This window comes from Candidatus Endoriftia persephonae (genome assembly GCF_023733635.1).
GTDB classification, from domain to species: Bacteria; Pseudomonadota; Gammaproteobacteria; order Chromatiales; family Chromatiaceae; genus Endoriftia; species Endoriftia persephonae.
The window spans coordinates 282,209-305,565 of the sequence record NZ_CP090569.1; the positions used below are offsets into that span (position 1 = coordinate 282,209).

The following is a 23,357-nucleotide window of genomic DNA, read 5'->3' on the forward strand; positions in this document are numbered from 1 at the left end:
TTGCTGGCGGGTGGAATTGCTGAAGCGGTTTCTCTCGCGGTTATTTTGGAGAGGAATCAATGGCGGCGGTTGCGAACAAACGTTCAGTAATGACCCTCTACTCGGATCCCCAGAACCCCTATTGTCACCGTGTGCGGATGGTGCTGGCGGAGAAGAATATCACCTTTGAGATCAATGACATTGATCCGCTCAACATGCCCGAACAGTTGATGGAACTGAATCCATACGGCACCCTGCCGACGCTGGTGGACCGGGATCTGCGGCTGTATGAGTCACGTATCATCATGGAGTACCTGGACGAGCGCTTTCCTCACCCGCCGCTGCTGCCGGTGGATCCGGTTTCGCGCTCCACCTCGCGTTTGCTGATGTATCGGGTCGATTACGACTGGTACCGGTTGATGGATGTGATCCTGGCCGGCAAGAAAGACGCGGCCAAGGCTCGCAAAGAGCTGCGTGAGAGCCTGATCGCCACCTCTCAGGTGTTTGCCGCCAAGGCGTTCTTCATGAGTGACGATTTCACTCTGGTGGATTGCTTGATCGCTCCACTACTGTGGCGTTTGCCGGTGCTTGGTGTCGATATCCCTGCTTCGGCCAAGGGCCTGCATGAGTATGCCTCGCGCCTGTTTGCGCGTGAGTCGTTCACCCAGAGCCTCTCTGAGGCGGAACGCGAGATGCGGGGCTGACAAGTTACTGATGACCTCGAACCGTCCCTATCTGATACGTGCCCTCTACGAGTGGCTGGTGGACAATGCTCTGACCCCCTATCTGCTGGTAGATGCCGATCATGAGGCGGTGGAGGTGCCACAGCAGTTTGTCAGCGAAGGCCGGATCGTGCTCAACATCGCTCCAGATGCGGTGGTGGGCCTAGAGCTGGGCAACGAGTGGATCAGCTTCAGCGCCCGTTTCGCCGGTCATCCGCAAGCGATTCTTGTGCCGCCGGCTGCGGTGCTGGGTATCTATGCCAAGGAGAATGGCCAGGGCATGCTGTTTCCAGAAGAACTGGAGCAGGAGCAGGAGCAGAAGGCGAATGCGGATGATAAGCCGGAGCCTCCCAAGCCGGGCAAACGGCCTGCTTTGAAGGTTATCAAATAGCGCCTGTTTAGAACCGTCGTTAATTCAATTTGTGTGGACCACCTCCTCAGGGGAGGGCGATTCGGCAAAGTTCTGTCGTTGAAGCGTGCTTATCATGGAAAAAGTCCGAGTGAGCATAGATATCGATAAAGGCAGGGGTTCAGTCCGCAAAAAACGCAGATGAACGCAAATAAAAGCCCGTTGGCAACGGGCTGAAGTGACGTAACTGGATTTGCACAATAGTCGCGTTGTTTGCGGATTATTGCTTTTAGCTGGTCATCAGCGGTCAATGCAATGGTTCGGAATGGGGCGTCTCGGGTATCTCGATCTGCAGCAGTTCGGTGTGGCTGCCAAGCATGATGATATAGCCGGTGAGGCGCCCGCTGCCCTCCAGGCTGTAGTCGAATTCGTAGAGGCGACGGAACTTGAGGCCGCTGCGCAGCCAGCGCAGGCGGAGTCGACGCAGGGCCACGGTCTGGTCGAGGAACTGCACGTCGTGTGATTCGCAGGCACGCTTGCTGATCCGAGTGGCGATCTCCCGCACCTGCAGGCTGTCGCGCCAGAACCAGATTAGCAGCAGGATCAGTAGCAGCAGATTCAGGGTGGTAAAAGACATCGGGGAGCCTTGTTGTGGGTCGGATCCAGATTGTACAGGGTGACATCACCCAGCTTGAAGTGGATGCCATCGTGAATGCGGCAAATAGTTCGCTGTTGGGCGGTGGTGGAGTGGACGGAGCGATACATCGTGCCGCGGGTCCCGAGTTGTTGGCCGCCTGCCGGCCTTTGGGCGGCTGTCCTACCGGCGAGGCACGCATCACCCCAGGGTTTCAGCTGCCGGCCAGGTGGGTGATACACACCGTCGGCCCGGTATGGCGTGGCGGAGATCAGGGCGAGCCGGAGCGCCTGCAGGCCTGCTACCAAAATTCTCTGCAACTTGCTCGCGAGTATGAGGTGCGGACGATTGCCTTTCCGGCCATCAGCACCGGCGTCTACGGTTACCCGAAACAGGCAGCGACCAAAATCGCACTGGAGGCGATGAGAGGAGGGGTGAACGATTTCGAGCGAATCATCGCCTGTTGTTTTAGTAGCTCTGACGTAGGCCGCTATGTCCGGCTCTGCTCGGAATGTGAAGTGGAGAAAGAGTGATGTTTGCCTGGCTTGACCGGATTCCCCTGCACATGATCGTCCTGCCAGCGTTGCTGCTCGGTTTCGCACCTTTTGTGCCCGAGCCCCACCTGTGGGAAAAGCTCAAGATGTTGGCGGCGGGCAGCCTGACCCGCCCCATCGATATCTTCGATCTCTGTATGCATGGGACGCCTGCGCTGTTACTGGTGATCAAGCTGCTGCGTGGTGAGCGGGGCTGAACGCTTTGTAGCAGGATTAAAACAGCTCGATATCAGCGCGCTTTGTTTGACTCTTCTGCGTCGGCTCAGGTAGAGGCGCAAGTCGGGCTTGTTGCGGACTGCTCTCCTGGGGGGGCGATTCCTCCGGTGTAAGCAGAAACTGCTTTACCAAGTCCTGCAGTTGAGCGGCCATGATGGTGAATTCGTTGCTCGATAGCGAGGCTGTGTTGGCGGTGTCTGCGGTCTGCTGGGCGATCTGATTGATGTTGGCGGCTCGGTTGCGGATCGAGTCGGAGTTGCGTGTCTGGTCTTCGGTGAGGTGGGCGATCCCTTCGTTCATCTCGGTGATGGTGGTCACTGATTTGGTGATCGACTGCAGCGCTTCACCGGCGGTAACGGCCATTTCAACACTCTCCTGGGATTTCTCGGCGCCGCGCTTCATCGTCTCCACCGCCTCTCTTGATCCGCGTTGCAGGGATTCAACCTTGCGCTGGATCTCATCGGTTTCGGCATGAATTCGCTCAGAAAGGGTGCGCACCTCGTCGGCCACCACCGCGAATCCACGACCATGCTCGCCGGCACGGGCGGCCTCGATGGCGGCATTCAGTGCCAGTAGGTTGGTCTGCTCAGAGACGGTTCTGATGATGGCGATGACGGTACCTATCGACTCGCTGTCCGCCTCGACTCGTTGGATCACGGTGGTGGCGCCATTGACTTCGCTGGCCAGCTCCTGGATTGAGGCGACGGCCTTTTCCACGATCTCCCAGCCGGCGTTTGCATCTTCACTTGCTTGGTGGGCGGCCTGGGCTGCAGCAGCAGCATTGGTTGCCACCTGCTCTGCGGCGGCGGAGAGTTCGTTGATGGCGCTGCTGACATCGCTGATATTGCTCTGCTGTTCGGATGCCTGTGTCTTGCTCCGTTGGGTGGCGAGATTCATCCGCTTCGACTCCTCGGCGAGGGAGTTTGATGAGACGATAACCAGGTCGATCACACACTTGATCTTTTCGACAAATTGGTTAAATCCGCCTGCGAGTGCGGCGATCTCGTCCTTGCCGCTATCGTCCAGACGTTGTGCCAGGTTGCCACTCCTGGCGACATCGAGCATCGCATGGACTGCCTGGTTGACCGGATCAGTGATCAGCCGGCTGATGAACCAGACTACTAGCAGGGTGATCAGGATGCCGCCAGGAATCAGGGTTATGGTCATGGTGATGACCGCGGCGGAGTTTTGCAGCAGATTCTCGCTGGTTTGGGATATCTGGTCGCTGTTGTATTTGACCAGTGCCTCAATGATGGAGTCGAGCTGCTGTTGTAGTGGTGCGACCTTGGTGCGGATCAGCTGCACATCACGCCGCCAGTGTTCTCCGCTGTGTAACCCGATCAGGCTCTGCAGCGGGCTTTCGATTGCCTCTCTTGCGGCCTCTAGCTCAAGCAGTGCTTCCTCTACCTCGAGTTCCAGCTCCTCCATTTTTGCGAGCCCCTGTTGACTGCCCTTGAGGGATTCCAGGTAGTCGTGGATGTTCTCGATCTGGGTGCTCTGGCGAAACGTAAGATAGGCACGTATCTCATTGGCGACTCTCAGCCAGAGTGACTCGATTTTGGCTGTCTCATGGAGAATGTGGTGGTAGCGCTCCATCTCCTCCTGACTATCGATCTCATCACTATAGTTAGTCAGGCTGAGTCGAAGATTGGCGAGTACTGCGCTGGCCTGGCTGGTGATCGGGGAGATGTTTTGTCGCGCATGGGCGTAGCCAGGGATCTTCAGCTCGGTATTGTCTGCGATGTGAAACAGGACCTTGTTGAGCTTGATGAGCTTGTCGATGGTGGCCTCAGCGTCGGTTACCCATTGAATCGCCTCTTGATTGGAGTCGGCCGTAGAGAGTTTCGCCAGCTGTGCCAACAGATTGTTGGCCTGGCTGATGTCGCGTTGATAGGCTGCCTTATAGTGAGGTTCGGAGCTCAACAGGTAGAGGCCGAGGTTGGCGTAGCTCTGCTTCAGTTGAGTCTGCAGCTCCTTTGAGATCAGCGCGGCGGGCTGATTCTTTTTCACTACACTGTCAATCTCAGCGCCCAGTTTGTTTACATTCAGGTAGGTGATGCTACCAAGTGCGATTAGCACAGCGATGACGATCGCTGAGCCACCCCACAGCTTCTGGCTGATGGTAAATTTCTGAAACTGTTTAGAGATCATAATCGTGCAATTCTGGGTCAGGGTTTTTGTGCCTATTGGAAACTAGCGACTGCTCTTTTCTCTTCTTTAGGAGCCGTCGCAATTGCGCGGGAGCGGGTAGGAGCGCTGGTATGTTGGTATGCTGGGATAGGTGCAAAAATGTGGGCTATCACGCGGTTCTGTCTGATAAGGATGGGGTAGTCTTGCGCTGACGGGGGTCAGACCACTCATGGCGCAGTAGCAATGCTACTGTCAGCGGTCGGGGATCCGTGAAAGATCAACACTCAGGATCAACGGCGGGCCAGCTATGAATGAGGCAATGAACACCATTTTCCAGTTTGTCGGTTACCTTGCGGCGCTGGCTGCCGGTGCCTTTGTAATCGCAAAAATTCTTATCAGGTCTGCCCTGGCGAGAAACCTGGCCTCGCACAAGACTCGTCTGTGGCGGCAGCAGCAGCAGGAGATGAATGACCATAAAAGAAAGGTCGATGCGCTGTTTCGCCAAGCCACCCGAATCCATGAGCGGGAGCTGGACGCACTTTCCGGGGCCTGGGGACGGCTTATCAACGCTATGAGCAGCGCCGAGCTGACCATGGAGAAGTCAGAGACCAGTATTGATTTTGACGGGATCAGCAATGACAAGCTGGCCGAGTTGATGGATGGGCAGGGTTTCAGCGATCGTTCCAGGAAGTTGTTGATGGCCTCCGATGACAAGCGGGAGACATATCTCGAACTACGTAGGAACAGACGTGTGGAGCTGGCTTTCGCTGCGGTCAGAGAATTCCATGAGTATGTGCAAAAAAACAGCATTTTTCTCGGCAACGATCTGAAAGAGCTGTTCATCGCGATTGACAAGATGCTGATGCAGGCGATCGCAAAAACGGATTGGGAGCTGGGTTTTGAGCTGCCTGCTGGCTGGACGAATCCCTTCAAACAACTGGTCGAGGAGCTGCAGCCGCAGCTTGATGAGCTGAGCGGCCTGATCCAGAAACACATCGCCCAAGAGAAGATGGTTTAGTTGCAGGGCTGATCGAACACTGTTCGGCTGCCAATCCGACAGTCCGTTAGTGCTTCTCCGAAATCCTCTCCCTGAGCCGTCCAAGGCGCAGCCGCTGGCGCTCATCGAACAGCCGCCGGGAGCCAGCCCATACCGCCAGGGTCGCGCCGAAGCCGGTCCCCGATGAGATCAGCAGCATGATCAGGATCTGATACTTGGCCGCCTCTAGCGGCGGACTGCCAGCAAGGATCTGGCCGGTCATCATCCCCGGCAGGCTCACCACCCCGGCCGCCGCCATCGCATTGATAATCGGAATCATGCCGGCGCGCAAGGCGTTACGGCGGATCTCTCCGATCGCCTCCTGCCAGGAGTGGCCAAGCATCAGCCGTGCCTCGATCTGACTGCGCTGCTCCCAAGCAGTCTGGGTCAGCCGGTCGAGGCTGACTGCAATCCCCGACATGGTGTTGCCCAGCTGCATGCCGAGCAGTGGGATCAGATACTGCACCGAGTACCAGGGCTCGACACCGATGATCACTGTCAGCGCTAGCAGGGTGACGCTGAATGAGGAAATGAACATCGACAGGGTGCCGATGCCGATACCCCAGATGCCGGTAAAGCCGCGATGCTGGCGCGCCATCACCTCGTATCCCGCCACCAGCAGCATGAATAGTGCCAGCGCAGCGATGAAGAGTGGATCCGACTGGGCAAACAGGCTCTTTAGTACCAGCCCGAGCAGCAACAGCTGCACCACCGTGCGAGCTGCCGCAATCAGCAGCCGCCTCTCAATCCCCAGCGCAAGCCGCTGCGAAAGCAGTGCAGTGAGCAGCACCAGGATTGTGGCGATGGAGAGGTCGAGAGGGGTGAGGCTGATCAGTTCCATGTGAATAGCTCCAGGCAGCCCTGTTTGATCTGATAGTGGCGATTGCCCACCCGCTGCTGCTGTTCAGGATCATGGGTGATCCAGATGGTGCTGCACTGGTGCTGTTGACGCCACTCGCCCAGCAGCCGCTCGACCCGTCGGGTGTTCTCTCGATCGAGGTTTGCTGTGGGCTCGTCGAGCAGCAGGATTTTGGGGTGATTGGCTAGTAGGCGCAGCAGCGCCAGACGCTGGCGTTCACCGCTGGAGAGGCGTGATACGCCCCAGTCGGGAGAGTCGGCGGGGAGTTGCAGGGCGTCGAGGGTTGCACGGCCAGGTGATTCGAAATGATCGCGAACCCGCTCGCCCCACCAGGCACTCTCTGCCGGTAGCAGGGCGACTTGGCGGCGCCACTCGGTTGGTTCCATCGATTTACTGGAGCATCCATCCAAAACCATCTCGCCCTGATGTGGATCGAGATCGGCGATGGCCCGCAGCAGCATCGATTTGCCGCAGCCGGAAGGTCCGTTGAGGGTGACACACTCGCCGGCCTGCAGCTGCAGATCGAACGGCTGCAGCAGCGGTGTGCTGAAGCGGTGCAGGGAGAGCAGCGACATCTCAGACGCAGCGTGTGAAGATCAGATCCCAGACGCCATGGCCGAGGCGCTGGCCACGTTGCTCGAAACGGGTCAGGGTGCGATTCTCCGGGCGTGGGGAAAAGTTGCCAGGGCCGGCAGCATTTGCAAAACCCGCAGTGGAGGAGAGTACGCTCATCATATGCTCAGCATATTTCTGCCAGTCGGTGGCCATATGCAGATAGCCGCCGGGACGCAGTGCCCTGTGCACTAACTCGGCGAACTCGGGCTGCACGATGCGCCGCTTGTGGTGCCGCCTCTTCGGCCAGGGGTCGGGAAAGAAGAGCAGCACTCCGGTCAGTGAACCGGCAGGGATATGCTGGCGCAGCAGCTGCATGGCGTCGCCCCGCAGGATGCGGGCGTTGTGCGACTCCTGCTCAGCCAGCTTCAGCATCAGGCTGCCGACACCTGGGCCATGTACCTCAACACCAAGGAAGTTGTTCTCTGGTTCTCGGTCAGCATTTTGCGCCAGCGCATCGCCATTGCCGAAACCGATCTCAAGGATCACCGGTCGCTGGTTGCCGAACAGCTTGTCGAAATCGAATAATCCATCAGGGGCTTGGCAGCCGTAGTGCGGCCACAGCTCATCGAAGGCGCGTTGCTGGGCCTGGGTCATGCGTCCCTGACGCAGGATATAGCTGCGAATCGGCCGGTGCTTTAAGGCGTTGGTTTCGGACATCGGGATGGGACTCCGGCCGCTTTGCAGCCGGAGTGGCTTGGGTTAGAAGAACAGGCCGTCCAGCGGTGAGGAGGCAGAGGCGAAGCGTTTGGCTGGCATACGCCCAGCTAGATAGGCCTCGCGGCCCGCTGCTATGCCCTTCTTCATCGCCGAGGCCATCAGTAGCGGATCCTGCGCAGCGGCGATGGCTGTGTTCATCAGCACCCCGTCGCAGCCCAGCTCCATCGCCACTGCGGCATCGGAAGCGGTGCCAACGCCAGCGTCTACCAGGATTGGCACCCTTGCGTTCTCGACAATGGTGCGGATGTTGAGGCGGTTGCGGATGCCCAGCCCGGAACCGATCGGTGCGGCCAGCGGCATCACCGCGCAGCAGCCCAGCTCCTCCAGCCGCTTGGCCATGATCGGGTCGTCGTTGGTGTAGACCATCACGTCGAAGCCGTCCTTGATCAACTCCTCGGCGGCGCTGAGGGTCTGCACCACGTCGGGGAAGAGGGTCTTTTCGTCACCCAGCACCTCCAGTTTGACCAGGTTGTGGCCATCGAGCAGCTCGCGTGCCAGACGGCAGGTGCGTACCGCGGTCTTGGCATCGTAGCAGCCGGCGGTGTTGGGCAGATAGGTGAACTCGCTCGGCGGCAGCACCTCGAGGATGTTGGGCTCGTCTTTGTTCTGGCCGAGGTTGGTGCGACGCACCGCGATGGTGACGATCTCGGCGCCACTGGCGTCGATGGCGGCACGGGTCTCCGCCATGTCCTTGTATTTGCCGGTGCCGACCAGCAGGCGCGAGGTGAATTCGCGTCCGGCGACGCTGAAGCTGTCTTTTGGGGTATCGTTTGACATCAGGTTTTGATCTAACTGTGTATTGGCTTTTAGGCTGGCGTGCTGCTTGAATCAAGGCGTCACGAGCAACCTTCCTTGGTGGGCTAGTCCGGCCCACGATCCCTGTCGGGCGTTCGTTGCGCCGCGTTTGTCCGCTGGACAAACGGTCGCTCCTCACCCCCCGCCGACGGCGTGGATGATCTCGATACGGTCTTGCTCATTGAGGGTGTGGCCGTCGAAAGCGGAGCGAGGTACCAGTTCTTCGTTGACCTCGACCGCGATCCGCTGACCGGTCAGTGAGAGTAGTTCAACCAGGTTCGCCATATCTGTCTGGTCGGGGATTTGCTTTTCCTCGCCGTTTACGTAAATCTGCATCTCGTTTGTCTCAGATGAATAAAACGCAGGTTGCGGGGTGGGTTAAAAGGGAGAAGTTTACACTAATCCACCAAAACTAGAACAAGCGGGCCATATCGCGACATACCGGTATGTTTTCTGCGGGGGGGAGTGTGTTGCAGCAATGGAGTGAGGATCTTATTTCACCCGAGGGGGCGGGCACCCTGGACGGCCTGTTTCTGCAGCGGGTGCGGCGCAGCCCGGAGGGAATAGCCTATCAGGCTTTCGATCGAGAGGCGAAAGAGTGGTGGGGTTTGACATGGGCTGAGATGGGCAGGGAGATCGCCCGTTGGCGCCAGGCGCTGCTGCAGGAGGGATTGGAGCCTGGAGATCGGGTGGCGATCCAGCTGCGCAACTGCCCCGAATGGGTGATGTTTGATCAGGCGGCGCTCTCCCTGGGTTTGGTGACGGTGCCGCTCTACACTGACGACCGGGCCGATGCGGTCGCTTACATCCTGCAGGATGCGGTGGTCAAGCTGCTGCTGGTACAGGATGCCGGACGCTGGCGGCGCATGGTATCGGCATTGCAGGGGGTGGAGACGCTGCAACGGGTGGTGGTGTTGGAGGGCGCTGAGCAACTCCCTGAGTCGTCCCAGCATCAACGGGTTCGAGCCGCCGGGACCTGGCTGCCTGAGAGTGGGCCAGCATTGCAGCCGCGTAGTGCAGACCCCCATAGCCTTGCCTCGATCGTCTACACCTCCGGCACCACCGGGCGACCGAAAGGGGTGATGCTGAGCCACTGGAATATGTTGTCGGTGGCACATGCTTCGCTGACGGTGGTCGACTGCTACCGGCAGGATCTGTTTCTCTCCTTTCTGCCACTCTCCCACACCCTGGAACGGACCGCGGGTTACTATCTGCCGCTGATGGCCGGTGCGACGGTAGCCTACGCCCGCTCGGTGACGCAACTGGCAGAAGATATGCAGTGCATCCGTCCCACCGTGATCATCGCCGTGCCACGCATCTTCGAGCGGATCTATGCACGCCTGCAGGAGCAGTTAAAACAGCGTTCGCTGCTGGCTCGGGGGCTATTCCGGCTGACCCTGCACTGCGGCTTCATCCAGTTCGAACATCAGATGGGACGGCAGGGCTGGTCACCGAAGTTGCTGCTGATGCCATTGTTGCGGCGTCTGGTGGCCGACAAGGTGCTGGCGCGTCTGGGCGGACGGCTGCGCGGGGCGATCAGCGGTGGCGCCGCGCTCTCCCCCGATGTGTCGCGTTTCATGCTGAGTCTTGGTCTGCCGATCCTGCAGGGGTACGGCCTGACCGAAACCAGTCCGGTGATCAGTGTTAATCCGATGGATAACGTCAAGGTTGACAGCGTTGGTGTACCGTTACGGGGGGTTGAGGTACGCATTGGTGAGAATGACGAGTTGCTGGTGAAGACTCCGGGCAGGATGCTCGGCTACTGGAACAACCATGCCGCTACTGCGGAAATGATCGATGCTGAAGGTTGGCTGCATACCGGTGATCAGGTGCGCATCGACGAACAGCGCCACATCTACATCACTGGCCGTCTCAAGGATATTCTGGTGCTCTCCAACGGCGAGAAGATCCCACCCAGCGATATGGAGATGGCGATCGCCCTCGATCCGCTGATCGAACAGGTGTTGGTGGTGGGTGAGGGCAAGCCCTATCTGGCCGCGCTGTTGGTAGTGAATGCCGATCTGTGGGAGGGGCTGGCCCGGGAGTTCGGGCTCGACCCGGAGCAGCCACAAAGTCTGGATGACGCTGCCCTGCAACAGGCCTTCATCCAGCGCATCCGCAGTGCGCTGAAGGACTTTCCGGGCTACGCCAAGATTCGCCGGGTGGCGTTGCTGCTGGAGCCCTGGAGCGTCGAGAATGGTCTGCTCACGCCGACGCTCAAGGTCAAGCGGCCCAAGGTGCTGGAGCGCTATGCGGAACAGATGGCAGCGCTCTATAGCTCAGAGCACTAACGGCGCTTGTCGCTTTTTAATGTTGCGTGTCATCGATTGGCTACCTAGAATGGGCACCTCAGCGGGTGTAGTTCAATGGTAGAACTTCAGCTTCCCAAGCTGACTACGTGGGTTCGATTCCCATCACCCGCTCCAATCCTCGGCTGCAAGCCTCTGCAGTGCAACGATCCGTTTTCACCTGAACATCCAACCATTCTGCACCAGCTCAAGCAGGGTAAAGCAAGGCTCGACCTGTGGTGGAATTGTGCTACACCTCCAGACAGAGCTGAGTGAGGATGGTGGAAAACGCGGGCCAGATTTTCGACCAGAAATTTTTAGAGGGAGATTGAAATGGGGAAGGTCTTGAAGATTGTTGGCGGACTAATTGGCCTAGTGGTGGTGTTGATCATCGCTGCAGTGCTGGTGATACCGATGGTTGTGGATCCTAATGACTATAAACAGGAGATCATCAGCCAGACGAAGTCCGCCACCGGCAGAGACCTGAAGATCGATGGTGATATCGGCCTGTCGATCTTTCCCTGGCTTGGGGTCGAGATTAACGGGCTGCATCTCAGTAACGCCAAGGGATTCGGTGATACTCCCTTTGCCGAGGTCAGGCATCTCCAGGTGCGGGTCAATCTGATACCACTCATCTTTACCCAGTCATTGGAGATCGACAAAGTAAAGCTTGCCGGACTTAAGCTGAACCTGGCAAAAAACAGTCAGGGTGTCAGCAACTGGGATGATATGACCGGGGGGCAGTCCGAAGAGGCCTTGACCTCTGCTGAATCGGCGGGTGAGGGGCCTGCTGATACCACCGCCGGTGGCGGTCTGCAGGGGCTGTCGATCGGTGGTGTGGCGATCTCTGATGCGCATATAGTGTGGGACGATCAGTCCACCGGCGAACATTTTGAAGTCAAGCAGCTGTTGCTGGAGACTGGCGCCATGGCTCCCGGCCGGGCGGTGGATATGCGCCTCGCGCTTGGTCTCGACCGTGCCCAGCCGGCCCTGCGTAGTGAGTTTGATCTGCGTGGCAGACTGATGGCCGACCCGGCGCAGGGCAGCTTCTCGATGGAGGCGCTTGAGGTACTGCTGAAGGTGAGCGGCGAAGGTCTGCCCAAAGCGGGGGTGAAGGCAAAGCTCAGTGCCGATCTCTACTTCAATCAGGCACAAGATCTGCTGGAGGTGAAAAATCTGCTGCTGAGCTCTGAAGATCTGCGCCTCAGTGGTGCGATCAATGGCCAGGCCATCAGCAGTGCTCCACGCTTTGATGGCCAACTGAAACTGGCGCAGTTCAGCCCCCGCAACTGGATGCAGAAGTTTGAGCTGCCACTGCCACAGACGGCGGATCCTAGCGTGCTGGGCAAGCTGGCGATGGCGCTTGTGTTCGAGACTCAGCCGCAGCGGATCGACCTGAAAAACTTTGAGATGCAGCTCGATGAGAGCCAGATCAAGGGTAATTTTACTTTGATCGATCCAGCCTCGCCGGCCTATCGATTCCACCTTGACCTGGATAAGATCGATGTTGACCGCTACCTGCCGCCGGCCGTAGACAAGCCAGAGAAAAAGCCGGTTGCGAGCAGCAAAGACAGTGGTGATAAGCCGCTGTTTCCGGTGGAGCTGCTGCGCAATCTCAAGTTGGATGGCACCCTGCGGGTCGGCAGCATCAAGGCCAACAATATCCAGGCTGAGGCAATCAAGGTGGTGATCAAGAGCAAAGGCGGTCAGCTGCATATCGACCAACAGGTGGGGCGTTTCTACAACGGTCAACTGAAAGGTGTGCTGGATCTGAATGTGAAGGGCAAGCAACCGACGCTGAAGATCAAACAGAGCGCCAGCAAGATCCAGGCCGGGCCTCTGGTGAAAGATTTGACGGGGCAGGATCGTTTCGATGGTGTCGGCGGCTTCAGCGCTAATCTCAGTAGTCGTGGCCAGACCCTGACACAGCTCAAGCGTGGCCTCAACGGCAATCTCAAAATGGAGTTCCTCAATGGTGCGGTGAAGGGGGTCAACCTGGCAAAGATGTTGCGGGATGCCAAGGCGCGACTCTCCGGCAAGAAACCGGCGAACTCAGTCGAGCCGGAGCAGACCGACTTCTCTGAGCTGACCGCCAGCGCGGTGATCCGCAATGGTCTGCTCACTAACAAGGATCTGCTGGCCAAATCCCCCTTCCTGCGGGTAAACGGCTCCGGACGGGTCGATCTGGTCGGAGAGAGCCTCGATTATGTGGTCAGGCCGGTAATTGTCAGCACCACCAAGGGGCAGGGCGGCGAGGGGCTGGATGATCTGAAGGGAATTCCAGTGCCGGTCCACCTCAAGGGGCCCTGGTCCAAGCTTGATTGGAATATCGATCTGGGCAAGGTGCTGGCCGAAAGCCAGAAGGCGAAGCTGAAAGAGACGCTGAACAAGAAACTTGACGGCCAGCTCAAGGATAAGCTGCCGGGTGGGCTGCAGGATAAACTTAAAGGGGGGCTGAAAGGCCTATTCTAAATCCAGGGTCGGGAGTTTGCAGGGCGGCCTTCCAAACTCCCGACTGATCTCTCTGAATGAATCCTTCTGAATTTTCCAAGCAAGTCATCGACTGGCAACAGCGTTGTGGGCGCAATGATCTGCCCTGGCAGGGCAGTGGCGATCCCTACCGGGTCTGGATCTCTGAGATCATGCTGCAGCAGACTCAGGTGGCCAAGGTGATCCCCTATTTCAATCGTTTTATGGCGCGTTTTCCCGATCTAGCCAGCCTGGCTGCTGCTGCCGAAGATGAAGTGTTGCACCTCTGGTCCGGGCTGGGCTATTACGCTCGGGCACGTAATCTGCGTAAGGCGGCCGAGGTGTTGCAGGGGCATTTCTCGGGCCGTTTTCCTGAGGCTATCGAGGCGCTGGAGAGTCTGCCGGGGATCGGCCGCTCCACCGCTGGGGCGATCCTCTCACTGGCCCTGGGACAGAGCCAGCCGATTCTCGATGGCAATGTCAAACGGGTGCTGGCGCGTCACTTCATGGTGGAGGGGTGGCCTGGTCGCAGTGCGGTGGCAAAACGGCTCTGGGAGCTGACCCGGCAGCTCACCCCTCAGCAGGAGGCGGCGGCCTACAATCAGGGCATGATGGATCTGGGGGCGACCATCTGCACCCGTGGCATTCCCCGTTGTGATCTCTGCCCGCTGGGCGACAGCTGTCAGGCTCGTGAGCAGGGACGCCAGCTGGAGTTTCCCGAACCACGCCCCACAAAGACCCTGCCGGTCCGCTCGACCCGTATGCTGCTGGTGCAGAATGGTGCTGGGCTTGTGTTGCTGGAGCGGCGTCCGCCAGTGGGTATCTGGGGCGGTCTCTGGAGTCTTCCTGAGTGCCCGCCGGATACTGATTTGTCGGCCTGGTGTGAGGCGCATTTTCGCGCCGAGCTGAAACAGATCCGCGAGTTGCCTGCGCGTCGCCACAGCTTCTCCCACTTCCATCTCGACATCACGCCACTCGAACTGCAGCTCAAATCCCCTGACAATTGTGTCATGGATGCTGCCGCGCGGGTCTGGTATAACCCCGCGATGCCTGATGAACGGGGACTGGCTGCGCCGGTAGCCCGAATCATCGAAGAGTCCAGCCAAGCGAGAGGAGAGAGCCGATGAGTCGTATAGTGCAATGCGTTAAATTGAAGCGGGAAGCGGAAGGGCTCGAGCGTCCAACCTATCCGGGTGAGCTAGGGCAACGGATCTTCGACAACGTCTCCAAAGAGGCCTGGCAGGAGTGGCTGCGCTTTCAGACCATGCTGATCAATGAAAACCGCCTGAGCCCGGTCGACCCCAAGGCGCGCAAATTTCTCGAACAGCAGATGGAGAATTTTTTCTTTGGTGAAGGGACCGAGCTGCCGCCCGAATTTGTTCCCCAAAAGTGAGCTGGTGGTAGCAGAAGAAAATCGCGGCTGGCCTCTTGACTAACTGCTGCAAGATCGCTGTAATACGCGCTCTCAAACGCGGCCAGGTAGCTCAGTCGGTAGAGCAGGGGACTGAAAATCCCCGTGTCGGCAGTTCGATTCTGTCCCTGGCCACCATAAGATAAAGGCCCGCAGCTTATCGGCTGCGGGCCTTTTTCGTTTCTGGCCGACCTATTTTTACTCTGCCTGCAAGCGCCCGCGCCAGGCCTCCATCTCATCAAGCTTCGCCTGCTGATCGGTGTGCTGGTAGAGCCGTATTAGATCCTCCACCACAGCCAGGGTGCCGCTGCGATCTGTCAGCCACAGCCGTATCGAGAGCGCACGCTGCAGCAGGCTCTCTGTCTTGTTCCAGGCGGCTTGGGTGATGTGGATACGGGCTTGGCTGTGCAGTGTGGTGGCGATGCCGCGCCGGTCGCCGGCCTTGCGGTAGAAGTCGAGGGCAAGCCCATACTGGAGCAGTGCCTCTGTCTCGCGGCCGGCGCTCTGCTGTAGTTTTCCGCGCAGCCGGTGCAACAACCCTTCCAAGGCTGGGCGGCGCCTGAAGAACTCCTCATCCAGCGCATTGTCGAGCCGCTCCAGCCACAGCGGGGCGTCGGCTGCGTCGATCTCGCAGGCAATACTGGCACGGCTGGCGAGTGCGCTCATCGACTCGTCTGTGAGTTTTTGGCTCAGCAGTTGTTTGTCGTTGAAGCTGGGCAGGATCGGTTCGAGGGCCGCGATGGCGTCGGCATGATGCTGTTGTTTGAAGGCGAGGGAGGCGCGTAGCAGGTTGATGCGTGCGCGGTAGCGATGCAGGTTGGCGGCCTCGACCAGACGGGTTAGCTCCAGCAGCCGTTGTTCGACCGCCTGGTAGTTGCCGATTGCTAGTGCAGTTTCGATCAGGTTGATCGAACTCTGGGCGATGCCATCCAGGTCATCCACGCTGCGGTAGAGCTTGAGTGCCTGAGAGAACTGGCGGGCGGCGGTGCGGTAGTCATTGTTATTGTAGGCGCGAGTGCCGCGTTGCAGTTCACGTTCACCCTGAATCTGCGTTTCCGGGCGCAGGTCGGGGGTGCCGACGCAGCCGCCCAGCCCAAGTAGGAGCAGAATGAGCCAGAAGAGGCTAATCGATGATGGGATGGACATCGATCATCTTCTCCTCCTCGGTGGGACGGATCGCCGAGGAGACGGGCCAAACCCGCTGCAGTCCCTCTAGGGTGCGGTCGGTAGACTGCAACATCAGCTGCAGGTGGGTGACCAGGTCGGGCAGTTGCTGGATCTCCATGTTGATGGTCTGCATGGAACTGTTCATCTGGCCGACCAGCTGGCGGGAGTCGGCGATCAATCCATCCATCTGATGGGTCATGTTCTGGGTCTCCTGGGAGAGGGCGACCATGCTCTCTAGCACTGGCTTGAGTTCGCTGACGCGATCACGGGTCTGCGCCATGGTCTGCTCCATGTGCGTCACGGTGCGGGTAAAGCTGTGCTCCAGCTGCTGGTCGTAGATGGCACGGCCGAGCACCCCCTTGCCAGAGTTGACCTGATTGGTGAGGTCTCGCAGGTTGGCAACGGTGGTGTTGATCCCCTCAGCCGTGGCGGCGATCTGTGCCGGGTCGATGGCGCTGACCACCCGCGCGATGCCGTCCAGGGTCTGGCGCACCTTCTCCATGATCGGTGTCAGCTCGTTGAGCAGTTCATCGGCGCTCATCGGTTCCTCGATTAGGATGGTGGAACCGTCGCGCAGCATCGGTAGTTGCGGCGAGCCGGCACTGATCTCGATCACCGCAGTACCGATGATGGCCAGCTTGCTCAGCGCACCGCGGGAGTCCTGCCGGATCAGGTTCTGGAACCCCTCGTAGACGAAAAAACTGATGTGGATGCGGTTGTCAGCGGCGATGCCGATCGACTGTACCCGGCCGACCTCGATCCCAGAGACCTTGACCAGCGAGTCGGTGGCGATGCCCTGGGCGTTACGCAGGTAAGTGTGGTAAGTGATGCGGTTCTCGAATAGGTGGGTGGTCTTGCCCTGTACCACCACCAGACCGATCAACAGGGCCAGCGCCACCATCACAAACAGACCGGCCAGCCGCTCCCGCAGAGTGTAATTGAGGCGGTGGATGTAGTGTATCTGCTGATGTTGCGGTGCCGGGGTCATTGAGCCTCACTAAAGATGTCGCGCTGTGCTCTCTGCTGATGAATGTAATAGCGGACGACATCTTCAGGACTGGAGACAAAATCCTCCCAGTTGTGAAATGAGAACCATCCTGAGCGACTGTGAAACAGTACCTGCCCGGCGTAATGGTGCACCAGTTCCGGGTCGTCGGTGGAGATGATCAGGGAGATTTCAGGGAACAGCTGCGGCACCCGTTGCAGCAGGAAATCAGCCAAACGCTGGCGGGCTGGCCGGCTCAGGCCGAAGAAGGGGTTGTGGGCGAAGAGCGCCTTGGGGCACAGCATCAGCGCCCGGGCGATGCTCAGATGACGCTGCTGCAGCGGTGTCATATAGGCTGGCAGCAGGCTGTGGTCCATCTGTCCCTGCATGGCACCGAGCAGGGCCTGCTCACGCAGGGCGATGGTTTGCTCGTCGTCCTGCTGGTGGTAGTGGGCTGCCAGCTTCAGGTTGTCCAGGCCGCTGAGCACCGAGAGCAGCGGGATGGCGTGATCTACATAGCCTAGGCTCTGGCGCAGTTGCTGCCAGGGCAGGGAGAATGGCGCATCGCCGATGGCATCTCCCAACAGGATTTCGCCACGGCTTATGGGCTCGACCGCGGCCAGAATGCGTAGATAGGCGCGCAGCGCCTCAGGCTCTTCGCCGAGCAGAAAGATCAGTTCGCCGCGATGAATGTGCAGATCCAGCGGCAGGCAGGGTTCGCCGTTCGGCTGATGCTTCGGACAGGCGGCCTGGGCCTTGATCAGCAGATGCTCGTCGGCGCTTATTGAGGGCTCTTGGTCGCTCATATCAGAATCAGCACAAACACTCCGTCGAGCACAAATACCATCACCAGGGAGTTGACGATCGCCTTCTGCGTCACCTGTGGGACCTGGGTGACCGACTGGCCGACACTCAGCCCTTTCAGGCAGGCATTGGCGCCGATCACCAGACCGAACAGCAGGTTTTTGATGAAGAACAACAACAGATCAAGGGGTTCAAAGGCGGATACCACAGCAAACAGGTATTTGAAGTTGGAGGTCGACTCCAGTAGTGCTGCTAGGGTGATGCCAGTGACCAGAGAGAAGGCGGAGAAGTAGATCGCCAGCACCAGCTGTGCGATTACCATGCCGATCAGGCGTGGTGAGACAAAAAAGGCGTGCACGTCGATGCCAAGCAGCTCCAGCCCCTCCACCTCCCGGTTGAGGCTCATGTTGCCCAAGTCGACCGCGATGGCCGAGCCGGAGCGGCCGATCATCACGATGGCAGTGAGCAGAGAGCCGAACTCCAGCGCTACCAGATTCGCCAGCAGGCTGGCCACATCGGCCTCCTGGCCAAACACCTGCGCGGCGAAGATCAGCTGGGTGGTGACGCTCAGCCCCACCGCCAGAGCGAGGATGGTGATGGTGGGTAGGGCATCGATGCCGGAGAAGATCAGCTGGGTGATCGAGGCGGCGCGGCTGGCGCGGTTGAACAGCCCGCCGCGGTTGCGCCAGCTGCGCATCACCGCCATCACGAAAACTACCAGATCGATGATATAGAGCAGGTAGTTGAGGGAGCGTCGTCCGAGCAGACTGATCAGATTGAGTGAAGCGGTTTGGGACATGATGGGGCGTGGTGAAGCTCTCTTGTTTACAGACTATAGTGCCTTTTGTGTTCGCTACTTTGTTATTGGCGGCAGGCGGGTTGGGAACTGTGAATCCAACCAATATGCCGGGTAGAGTTGGTTGATGTTTGAGATCAGAAGGAGTGTGTTATGGAGAAAGCCAAAGTCGCAGCTTCCCAGCCGGTGAGTGTCGAGTTGGACGAGGGCAGAGAATACTGGTGGTGTGCCTGCGGGCGCTCCCAAACCCAGCCGTTTTGCGACGGTTCCCACCAGGGAACGGGCATAAATCCGCTGGGTTTCAAGGCCGACAAGAGCGGCAAAGCCTGGCTCTGTATGTGCAAACAGACGAAGACCCCGCCCTACTGCGATGGCAGTCACGCCTCGCTTGAAGAATAGCCGCTGGGCCGGGTCTGTTGTCGCAGTCGGTTAGCCGCGGTCGGTGTTGAGGATGGCCTCTGCTTCCAGGGAGAGAGGGATAAGGTCGTGCGGGCTCAGCTGCGGGAGTGAGTCATAGCCCATGATTCGCAGGTAGCCGGCGAGGATCTCCCGGCTGCCATTGAGAAAGTTGCCAACCCGCTGTGCCCCCTTGTCGATATCGATACGACGACGCAGTTCGGTCTGCTGCGAGGTGATGCCTACCGGACACTCGTTGGAGCCGCAAGCGCGGTAGTATTCGCAGCCCAAAGCAAACAGCGCCGCGGTGGCTAGGGCACAGGCATCGGCGCCCAGCGCCAGCGCCTTGAACATCTCATCGGGGGTGCGGATGCCGCCAGTGGCGATCAGACTGACCGGGCGCTCCAGGTGTTGCCGATTGTGTGCATCGATCAGCTGCCGCGCAATCGGCAGCGCTTTCACCAGTGGCATGCCGAATTGATCCCGCACATGCACAGGGGCGGCACCGGTGCCGCCGCCAAAACCGTCGATGGTGATGAAGTCGGGTTGCAGCGAGAGCGCCGCCTGGGTGTCTGCCGTGACATCGTTGGCGGCAAACTTGATACCAATGGGGCGCTCGCCGCCATCCAGGGCACGAATCTCTTCGATTCGCCGGGCGAGCCCTGTGAGGCTGTCGATATCGGGAAAGCGGGCCGGCGAGTGGGCGCTGGTGCCTGGTGCGAGCCCTCTAACCTGGGCGATCTCTCCCGTGACCTTGCCGCCGGGCAGTTCGCCACCCAGGCCGGGTTTGGCCGACTGCCCCAGTTTGATCTCCAGCGCATCGGCGAGGAGGATATTCTGCTCATTCCAGCCGAAGTAGCCGCTCGCCATCTCGAGGATATAACGTTTCGCCGCCTGCCGCTCCTGCGGCAGCAGGCCGCCCTCGCCGGAACCGATCAGGCTGTCGGCCGCTGTCGAGCCCTGTGCCAGGGCGATCTTCGCCTCCTTGGAGAGTGCGCCAAAGGACATGTGGGAGATGTAGACGGGCAGCGCCAGTCTGAGTGGTCTGCCTGCGCCTTGGCCGATGCTGACGGCGGTCTGCACCGTCTCCTCTGCGAGCCTGGGGAGTTGCTGCAGCTGCCCCGCCTTGAGGTGGAAATGGCTAAAGTCGACGAGCTCGGAGAGCTGCTGGGGTGGCGCGCCCATCGCCTCGACGGTGGGTCTGCCTCCCTTGGCGAGGCGTTTGATCAGGGCATGGCCGCGGGCATCCTGTTGCCAGCGTCGCCACTCACCCTGATAGCCGGAGAAGCTGGCCGTCGGCAGAGGCGGAACTGCAGTGGCATCTACATAGACCCCGTCGTCGCGCAGTTCGGCGGGAAAGGTGGCGATGCGGTCGTGGGGGTTGTAAGGGGATACGCCGGTTTCCAGGTCAAAGTTCCACTGATGCAGTGGGCAGATCGCCTCGCCGTTCTGCACCCGACCACGGGACATCTGCCCCTCCCGGTGCGGACAGCGGTCGTCGAGGGCGTAGATCCGGCCCTGATCGAGAAACAGCGCCAGTGGACGGCCGTTGACCACCACCCGGTGGCCCTCGCCCTCACACAGTTGCTGGAGATCACAAACACGTGTTGGTTGCTTCATCCTGCTCTCCTCCATGGTGATGCCGGATGTGGCAATACCATTTAGATTTTAGTGCCACCCAGGCGTATCCACTCCGCCTGTTGCTGCGCTGGTTGCATCTCGGCGAATGGGCGATAGGCGGCGCTAACCTGTTCCGCCTGCTCCTGCAGTATGCCGGAGAGGGCAAAGGGTGCGCCGGGCTGGATCAGTTGCATCAGTGTGGATGCGAGTTCGATCAGCGGTCCGGCAAGGATGTTGGCCAGCAACAGGTCGTTTTCGGTTTGCGGGGTCTGTTCTGGTAGGCAGATCTCCAGCCGCCCGGCGACGCCGTTTTTCTCGGCGTTGGCCTGGGTTGCCTCCAGCGCTTGGGGATCGTAGTCCACCGCGATGGCGCGTTCCGCCCCCAGCAGCAGCGCGGCGATGGCCAGAATGCCCGAGCCGCAGCCATAGTCGATGATGCGTTTGCCGCGCAGATCCTGCCCCTCCAGCCATTCCAGGCAGAGCGCGGTGGTGGGGTGGGTGCCGGTGCCGAAGGCGAGGCCGGGGTCGAGCTTGACCAGCACGGCATCGCTTGCCGTCACCTGCTGTCCATCCGGACAGATCCATAGTCGCTGGCCGAATTGCATCGGCTTGAAGTGCTCCAGCCAGGTCCGCTCCCAGACCTGGTCTTCGAGGCGCTCGATGTTCAAGTTGAGGCTGACATCAGCGGCGAGTGCTTGGTTGAGGGCGGCGCGTAGTTCGTCGATGTTCCGCTCGGCCTCAAACAGGGCGGTGACGCGGGTAGCATGCCAGAGCTGCTCCTCGCCGGGTTTGGGTTCCAGCAGCGGTTGGTTGCCGGCGTCACCCAGCGTGACGGAGAGCGCACCGAGGCCCTCGAAAACCAGCTCCAGCAGCGGTGCGCGATCCTCGTCAGTCTCGATGGAGAGTTGCAGCCAGGGCATGGAATCAATCTTGAATTGTGAATGTTGAATTAGGCTGCACGCAATGCGTGCACCCTAATTCAAGGTGAAAGTTCAACAGTGGCTCGTCAGAGTCCCAGTTTTTCTTCCAGGTAGTGGATGTTGGCGCCGCCAGCCTGGAAGGCGGCGTCCTTCATGATCTCCTGCTGCAGCGGGATGTTGCACTTGATGCCGCCAATCACCATCTCGGCCAGGGCGATGCGCATCCGCGCGATGGCGGATTCACGAGTGTCACCGTGGGTGATCAGCTTGCCGATCATCGAGTCGTAGTGGGGCGGCACCCGGTAGCCATTGTAGATGTGGCTCTCGACGCGCACCCCCATGCCGCCCGGAACATGCAGCTGGGTGATGGTGCCGGGGCTGGGCATGAAGTTTTTCGGATCTTCGGCGTTGATACGGCATTCCACCGCGTGGCCGCGCAGGGTCACATCCTCCTGCGTGAAGCTGAGGGGCTCACCGGCGGCGATCATGATCTGTTCTCGCAGGATGTCGATACCGGTGACCATTTCGGTGACCGGGTGTTCAACCTGTACGCGAGTGTTCATTTCGATGAAATAGAACTCGTCGTTCTCGTAGAGAAACTCAAAGGTGCCGGCACCGCGATAACCGATCTGGCGGCAGGCCTCGGCGCAGCGTCCACCCACTTTGGCGCGCTGTTCCGGGGTGATGCCGGGGGCTGGGGCCTCTTCCACCACCTTCTGATGGCGCCGCTGCATGGAACAGTCGCGTTCGCCCAGGTGCACTGCGTTGCCGTGAGTGTCGGCCAGTACCTGGAACTCTACGTGACGCGGGTTCTCCAGGTACTTCTCCATGTAGACCGTGCCGTTGCCGAAGGCCGCTTCCGCCTCGGCCTTGGTCATCGCCACCGAGTTGAGCAGGCTGGCTTCGGAGTGAACCACCCGCATGCCGCGACCACCGCCGCCGCCAGCGGCCTTGATGATCACCGGATAGCCGATCCGCTGGGCGATCTCTTTGGTGCGCTTGGCGTTACCATCGATTGGGCCGTCGGAGCCGGGTACTGTAGGCACACCGGCCTTCTTCATCGCCTCGATGGCGGCCACCTTGTCGCCCATGGTGCGGATGGTCTCCGCCTTCGGGCCGATGAAGATGAAGCCGGAGTTCTCCACCCGCTCGGCAAAGTCAGCGTTCTCCGAGAGGAAGCCGTAGCCGGGGTGAATCGCCATCGAGTCGGTGACTTCGGCGGCGCTGATCAGGGCGGGGATGTTGAGATAGCTGTCGGCCGATGGGGCCGGGCCGATGCAGACCGACTCATCCGCCAGTAGCACGTGTTTCAGGTCCCGGTCGGCTTCAGAGTGGACGGCGACAGTCTTGATGCCGAGCTCTTTGCAGGCGCGCAGGATTCGCAGCGCGATCTCCCCCCGGTTGGCGATAACGATCTTGTCTATCATGGCGCTTCTCAGTCGATGATGAACAGGGGTTCGTTGTATTCGACCGGCTGGCCGTTATCCACCAGGATCTTCTTCACCACGCCCGCCTTGTCGGATTCGATCTGGTTGAGGATCTTCATCGCCTCGATGATGCAGAGGGTGTCACCAACGGCAACGCTCTGGCCCTCCTCGACGAACGATTTGCTGCCCGGCGAGGGGGCACGGTAGAAGGTACCGACCATCGGGGATTTGACTGCGTGTCCTTGGATCTCCGCTGCGGCTGCAGGAGCTGCCTCTGCGACCGGGGCCTGCGCCGGCGCCGGCGCCGCGGCGGGTGCGGCCACTGGGGCTGCGGCAACCATCTGAGTCGGCATCGAGCTGTTGCGGCTGATACGCACCGACTCCTCGCCTTCGTGGATCTCGATCTCGGCGATATCGGACTCTTCGAGCAGTTCGATCAGTTTTTTGACTTTGCGGATATCCATAGTG

25 protein-coding genes and 2 tRNA genes are annotated in these 23,357 nt (G+C 59.7%); 12 read left to right on the top strand and 15 right to left on the bottom strand.

Annotation, left to right across the window (positions count from 1 at the left end):
* Window positions 1–59 precede the first annotated feature (59 nt).
* Together L0Y14_RS01300 and L0Y14_RS01305 are read left to right on the top strand one after the other, a co-directional pair.
* The gene (locus L0Y14_RS01300; protein WP_005961928.1) at window positions 60–683 is read left to right on the top strand and encodes a glutathione S-transferase N-terminal domain-containing protein; all 624 of its coding nucleotides are present in this window, start codon (window positions 60–62) and stop codon (window positions 681–683) included.
* Window positions 684–693: 10 nt separating this feature from the next.
* Window positions 694–1,092 (top strand): ClpXP protease specificity-enhancing factor, encoded by a 399-nt coding sequence (locus L0Y14_RS01305; RefSeq protein ID WP_006474326.1) that lies wholly within the window; start codon window positions 694–696, stop codon window positions 1,090–1,092.
* A 265-nt stretch (window positions 1,093–1,357) separates the two neighbouring features.
* On the opposite strand, the gene L0Y14_RS01310 is transcribed toward L0Y14_RS01305, so the two are convergent.
* Entirely contained in the window at window positions 1,358–1,687 is a 330-nt protein-coding gene (locus L0Y14_RS01310; RefSeq protein WP_005961862.1) for a DUF3301 domain-containing protein, read from the bottom strand.
* A gap of 14 nt (window positions 1,688–1,701) precedes the next feature.
* On the opposite strand from L0Y14_RS01310, the gene L0Y14_RS01315 reads away from it, so the two are divergent.
* Both L0Y14_RS01315 and L0Y14_RS01320 read left to right on the top strand, forming a co-directional pair.
* Complete coding sequence (locus tag L0Y14_RS01315; protein WP_005961864.1) at window positions 1,702–2,217, top strand: O-acetyl-ADP-ribose deacetylase; 516 nt, start codon at window positions 1,702–1,704, stop codon at window positions 2,215–2,217.
* A complete protein-coding gene (locus L0Y14_RS01320) occupies window positions 2,217–2,435 on the top strand; it encodes a hypothetical protein (RefSeq protein ID WP_006474325.1) in 219 nt (72 codons plus the stop codon). The genes L0Y14_RS01315 and L0Y14_RS01320 overlap by 1 nt, the downstream gene beginning before the upstream one ends.
* Window positions 2,436–2,451: 16 nt before the next feature.
* Here L0Y14_RS01320 and L0Y14_RS01325 read toward each other — a convergent pair whose 3' ends face one another.
* Window positions 2,452–4,605 (bottom strand): HAMP domain-containing methyl-accepting chemotaxis protein, encoded by a 2,154-nt coding sequence (locus tag L0Y14_RS01325; RefSeq protein ID WP_005961868.1) that lies wholly within the window; start codon window positions 4,603–4,605, stop codon window positions 2,452–2,454.
* 298 nt (window positions 4,606–4,903) lie between these two features.
* On the opposite strand from L0Y14_RS01325, the gene L0Y14_RS01330 reads away from it, so the two are divergent.
* Entirely contained in the window at window positions 4,904–5,602 is a 699-nt protein-coding gene (locus tag L0Y14_RS01330; protein ID WP_039960078.1) for a hypothetical protein, read from the top strand.
* Between the two features lie 46 nt (window positions 5,603–5,648).
* Here the strand turns inward: L0Y14_RS01330 and L0Y14_RS01335 are convergent, their stop codons facing one another.
* From L0Y14_RS01335 to thiS, 5 genes are all read right to left on the bottom strand, one after another.
* Entirely contained in the window at window positions 5,649–6,461 is an 813-nt protein-coding gene (locus tag L0Y14_RS01335) for an ABC transporter permease (protein WP_006475799.1), read from the bottom strand.
* On the bottom strand, window positions 6,452–7,054 hold the full coding sequence (locus tag L0Y14_RS01340) for an ABC transporter ATP-binding protein (RefSeq protein WP_005961874.1): 603 nt from the start codon (window positions 7,052–7,054) through the stop codon (window positions 6,452–6,454). The genes L0Y14_RS01335 and L0Y14_RS01340 overlap by 10 nt, the downstream gene beginning before the upstream one ends.
* Before the next feature lies 1 nt (window position 7,055).
* Window positions 7,056–7,751 (bottom strand): tRNA (guanosine(46)-N7)-methyltransferase TrmB, encoded by a 696-nt coding sequence (trmB, locus tag L0Y14_RS01345; RefSeq protein WP_005961876.1) that lies wholly within the window; start codon window positions 7,749–7,751, stop codon window positions 7,056–7,058.
* A 42-nt stretch (window positions 7,752–7,793) separates the two neighbouring features.
* On the bottom strand, window positions 7,794–8,588 hold the full coding sequence (locus tag L0Y14_RS01350) for a thiazole synthase (protein ID WP_005961878.1): 795 nt from the start codon (window positions 8,586–8,588) through the stop codon (window positions 7,794–7,796).
* A 153-nt stretch (window positions 8,589–8,741) separates the two neighbouring features.
* Window positions 8,742–8,942 (bottom strand): sulfur carrier protein ThiS, encoded by a 201-nt coding sequence (gene thiS / locus L0Y14_RS01355; RefSeq protein WP_005961880.1) that lies wholly within the window; start codon window positions 8,940–8,942, stop codon window positions 8,742–8,744.
* A gap of 134 nt (window positions 8,943–9,076) precedes the next feature.
* On the opposite strand from thiS, the gene L0Y14_RS01360 reads away from it, so the two are divergent.
* The 6 genes from L0Y14_RS01360 to L0Y14_RS01385 all read left to right on the top strand — a co-directional run bounded on the left by L0Y14_RS01360 (window position 9,077) and on the right by L0Y14_RS01385 (window position 14,912).
* Entirely contained in the window at window positions 9,077–10,897 is a 1,821-nt protein-coding gene (locus L0Y14_RS01360; RefSeq protein ID WP_040820210.1) for an AMP-dependent synthetase/ligase, read from the top strand.
* Window positions 10,898–10,958: 61 nt separating this feature from the next.
* Window positions 10,959–11,032: transfer RNA gene (locus L0Y14_RS01365), tRNA-Gly, on the top strand.
* Window positions 11,033–11,227: 195 nt separating this feature from the next.
* Complete coding sequence (locus L0Y14_RS01370; protein ID WP_005961885.1) at window positions 11,228–13,366, top strand: AsmA family protein; 2,139 nt, start codon at window positions 11,228–11,230, stop codon at window positions 13,364–13,366.
* 56 nt (window positions 13,367–13,422) lie between these two features.
* Window positions 13,423–14,490: an A/G-specific adenine glycosylase gene (gene mutY, locus L0Y14_RS01375; protein ID WP_005961887.1), complete on the top strand. Its 1,068-nt coding sequence runs from the start codon at window positions 13,423–13,425 to the stop codon at window positions 14,488–14,490.
* Window positions 14,487–14,756, top strand: a complete 270-nt coding sequence (locus L0Y14_RS01380) for an oxidative damage protection protein (RefSeq protein WP_005961889.1) — start codon at window positions 14,487–14,489, stop codon at window positions 14,754–14,756. Before mutY ends, L0Y14_RS01380 begins: the two co-directional genes overlap by 4 nt.
* A gap of 80 nt (window positions 14,757–14,836) precedes the next feature.
* Window positions 14,837–14,912: transfer RNA gene (locus L0Y14_RS01385), tRNA-Phe, on the top strand.
* 60 nt (window positions 14,913–14,972) lie between these two features.
* Here the strand turns inward: L0Y14_RS01385 and L0Y14_RS01390 are convergent.
* The 4 genes from L0Y14_RS01390 to L0Y14_RS01405 are packed head-to-tail and all read right to left on the bottom strand — an operon-like array spanning window position 14,973 to window position 18,529.
* The gene (locus tag L0Y14_RS01390) at window positions 14,973–15,920 is read right to left on the bottom strand and encodes a tetratricopeptide repeat protein (RefSeq protein ID WP_005961891.1); all 948 of its coding nucleotides are present in this window, start codon (window positions 15,918–15,920) and stop codon (window positions 14,973–14,975) included.
* Window positions 15,898–16,929 (bottom strand): MlaD family protein, encoded by a 1,032-nt coding sequence (locus L0Y14_RS01395; protein WP_006475796.1) that lies wholly within the window; start codon window positions 16,927–16,929, stop codon window positions 15,898–15,900. Before L0Y14_RS01395 ends, L0Y14_RS01390 begins: the two co-directional genes overlap by 23 nt.
* A complete protein-coding gene (locus L0Y14_RS01400) occupies window positions 16,926–17,732 on the bottom strand; it encodes a P-loop NTPase family protein (protein ID WP_006475795.1) in 807 nt (268 codons plus the stop codon). Before L0Y14_RS01400 ends, L0Y14_RS01395 begins: the two co-directional genes overlap by 4 nt.
* Window positions 17,729–18,529: an MlaE family ABC transporter permease gene (locus L0Y14_RS01405; RefSeq protein ID WP_005961901.1), complete on the bottom strand. Its 801-nt coding sequence runs from the start codon at window positions 18,527–18,529 to the stop codon at window positions 17,729–17,731. The genes L0Y14_RS01400 and L0Y14_RS01405 overlap by 4 nt, the downstream gene beginning before the upstream one ends.
* 150 nt (window positions 18,530–18,679) lie before the next feature.
* Here L0Y14_RS01405 and L0Y14_RS01410 point away from each other — a divergent pair, with 150 nt between their 5' ends.
* Window positions 18,680–18,925 (top strand): CDGSH iron-sulfur domain-containing protein, encoded by a 246-nt coding sequence (locus L0Y14_RS01410; RefSeq protein WP_039960082.1) that lies wholly within the window; start codon window positions 18,680–18,682, stop codon window positions 18,923–18,925.
* A 30-nt stretch (window positions 18,926–18,955) separates the two neighbouring features.
* Here the strand turns inward: L0Y14_RS01410 and L0Y14_RS01415 are convergent, their stop codons facing one another.
* The 4 genes from L0Y14_RS01415 to accB all read right to left on the bottom strand — a co-directional run bounded on the left by L0Y14_RS01415 (window position 18,956) and on the right by accB (window position 23,353).
* On the bottom strand, window positions 18,956–20,542 hold the full coding sequence (locus L0Y14_RS01415; RefSeq protein WP_251859238.1) for a glutamate synthase-related protein: 1,587 nt from the start codon (window positions 20,540–20,542) through the stop codon (window positions 18,956–18,958).
* A gap of 41 nt (window positions 20,543–20,583) precedes the next feature.
* Entirely contained in the window at window positions 20,584–21,462 is an 879-nt protein-coding gene (prmA, locus tag L0Y14_RS01420) for a 50S ribosomal protein L11 methyltransferase (protein ID WP_006475868.1), read from the bottom strand.
* An 86-nt stretch (window positions 21,463–21,548) separates the two neighbouring features.
* Window positions 21,549–22,889, bottom strand: coding sequence for an acetyl-CoA carboxylase biotin carboxylase subunit (gene accC / locus L0Y14_RS01425; RefSeq protein WP_005961906.1), 1,341 nt, complete (start codon window positions 22,887–22,889; stop codon window positions 21,549–21,551).
* Window positions 22,890–22,897: 8 nt separating this feature from the next.
* Window positions 22,898–23,353 (bottom strand): acetyl-CoA carboxylase biotin carboxyl carrier protein, encoded by a 456-nt coding sequence (accB, locus tag L0Y14_RS01430; RefSeq protein ID WP_005961908.1) that lies wholly within the window; start codon window positions 23,351–23,353, stop codon window positions 22,898–22,900.
* Between the last annotated feature and the right edge of the window lie 4 nt (window positions 23,354–23,357).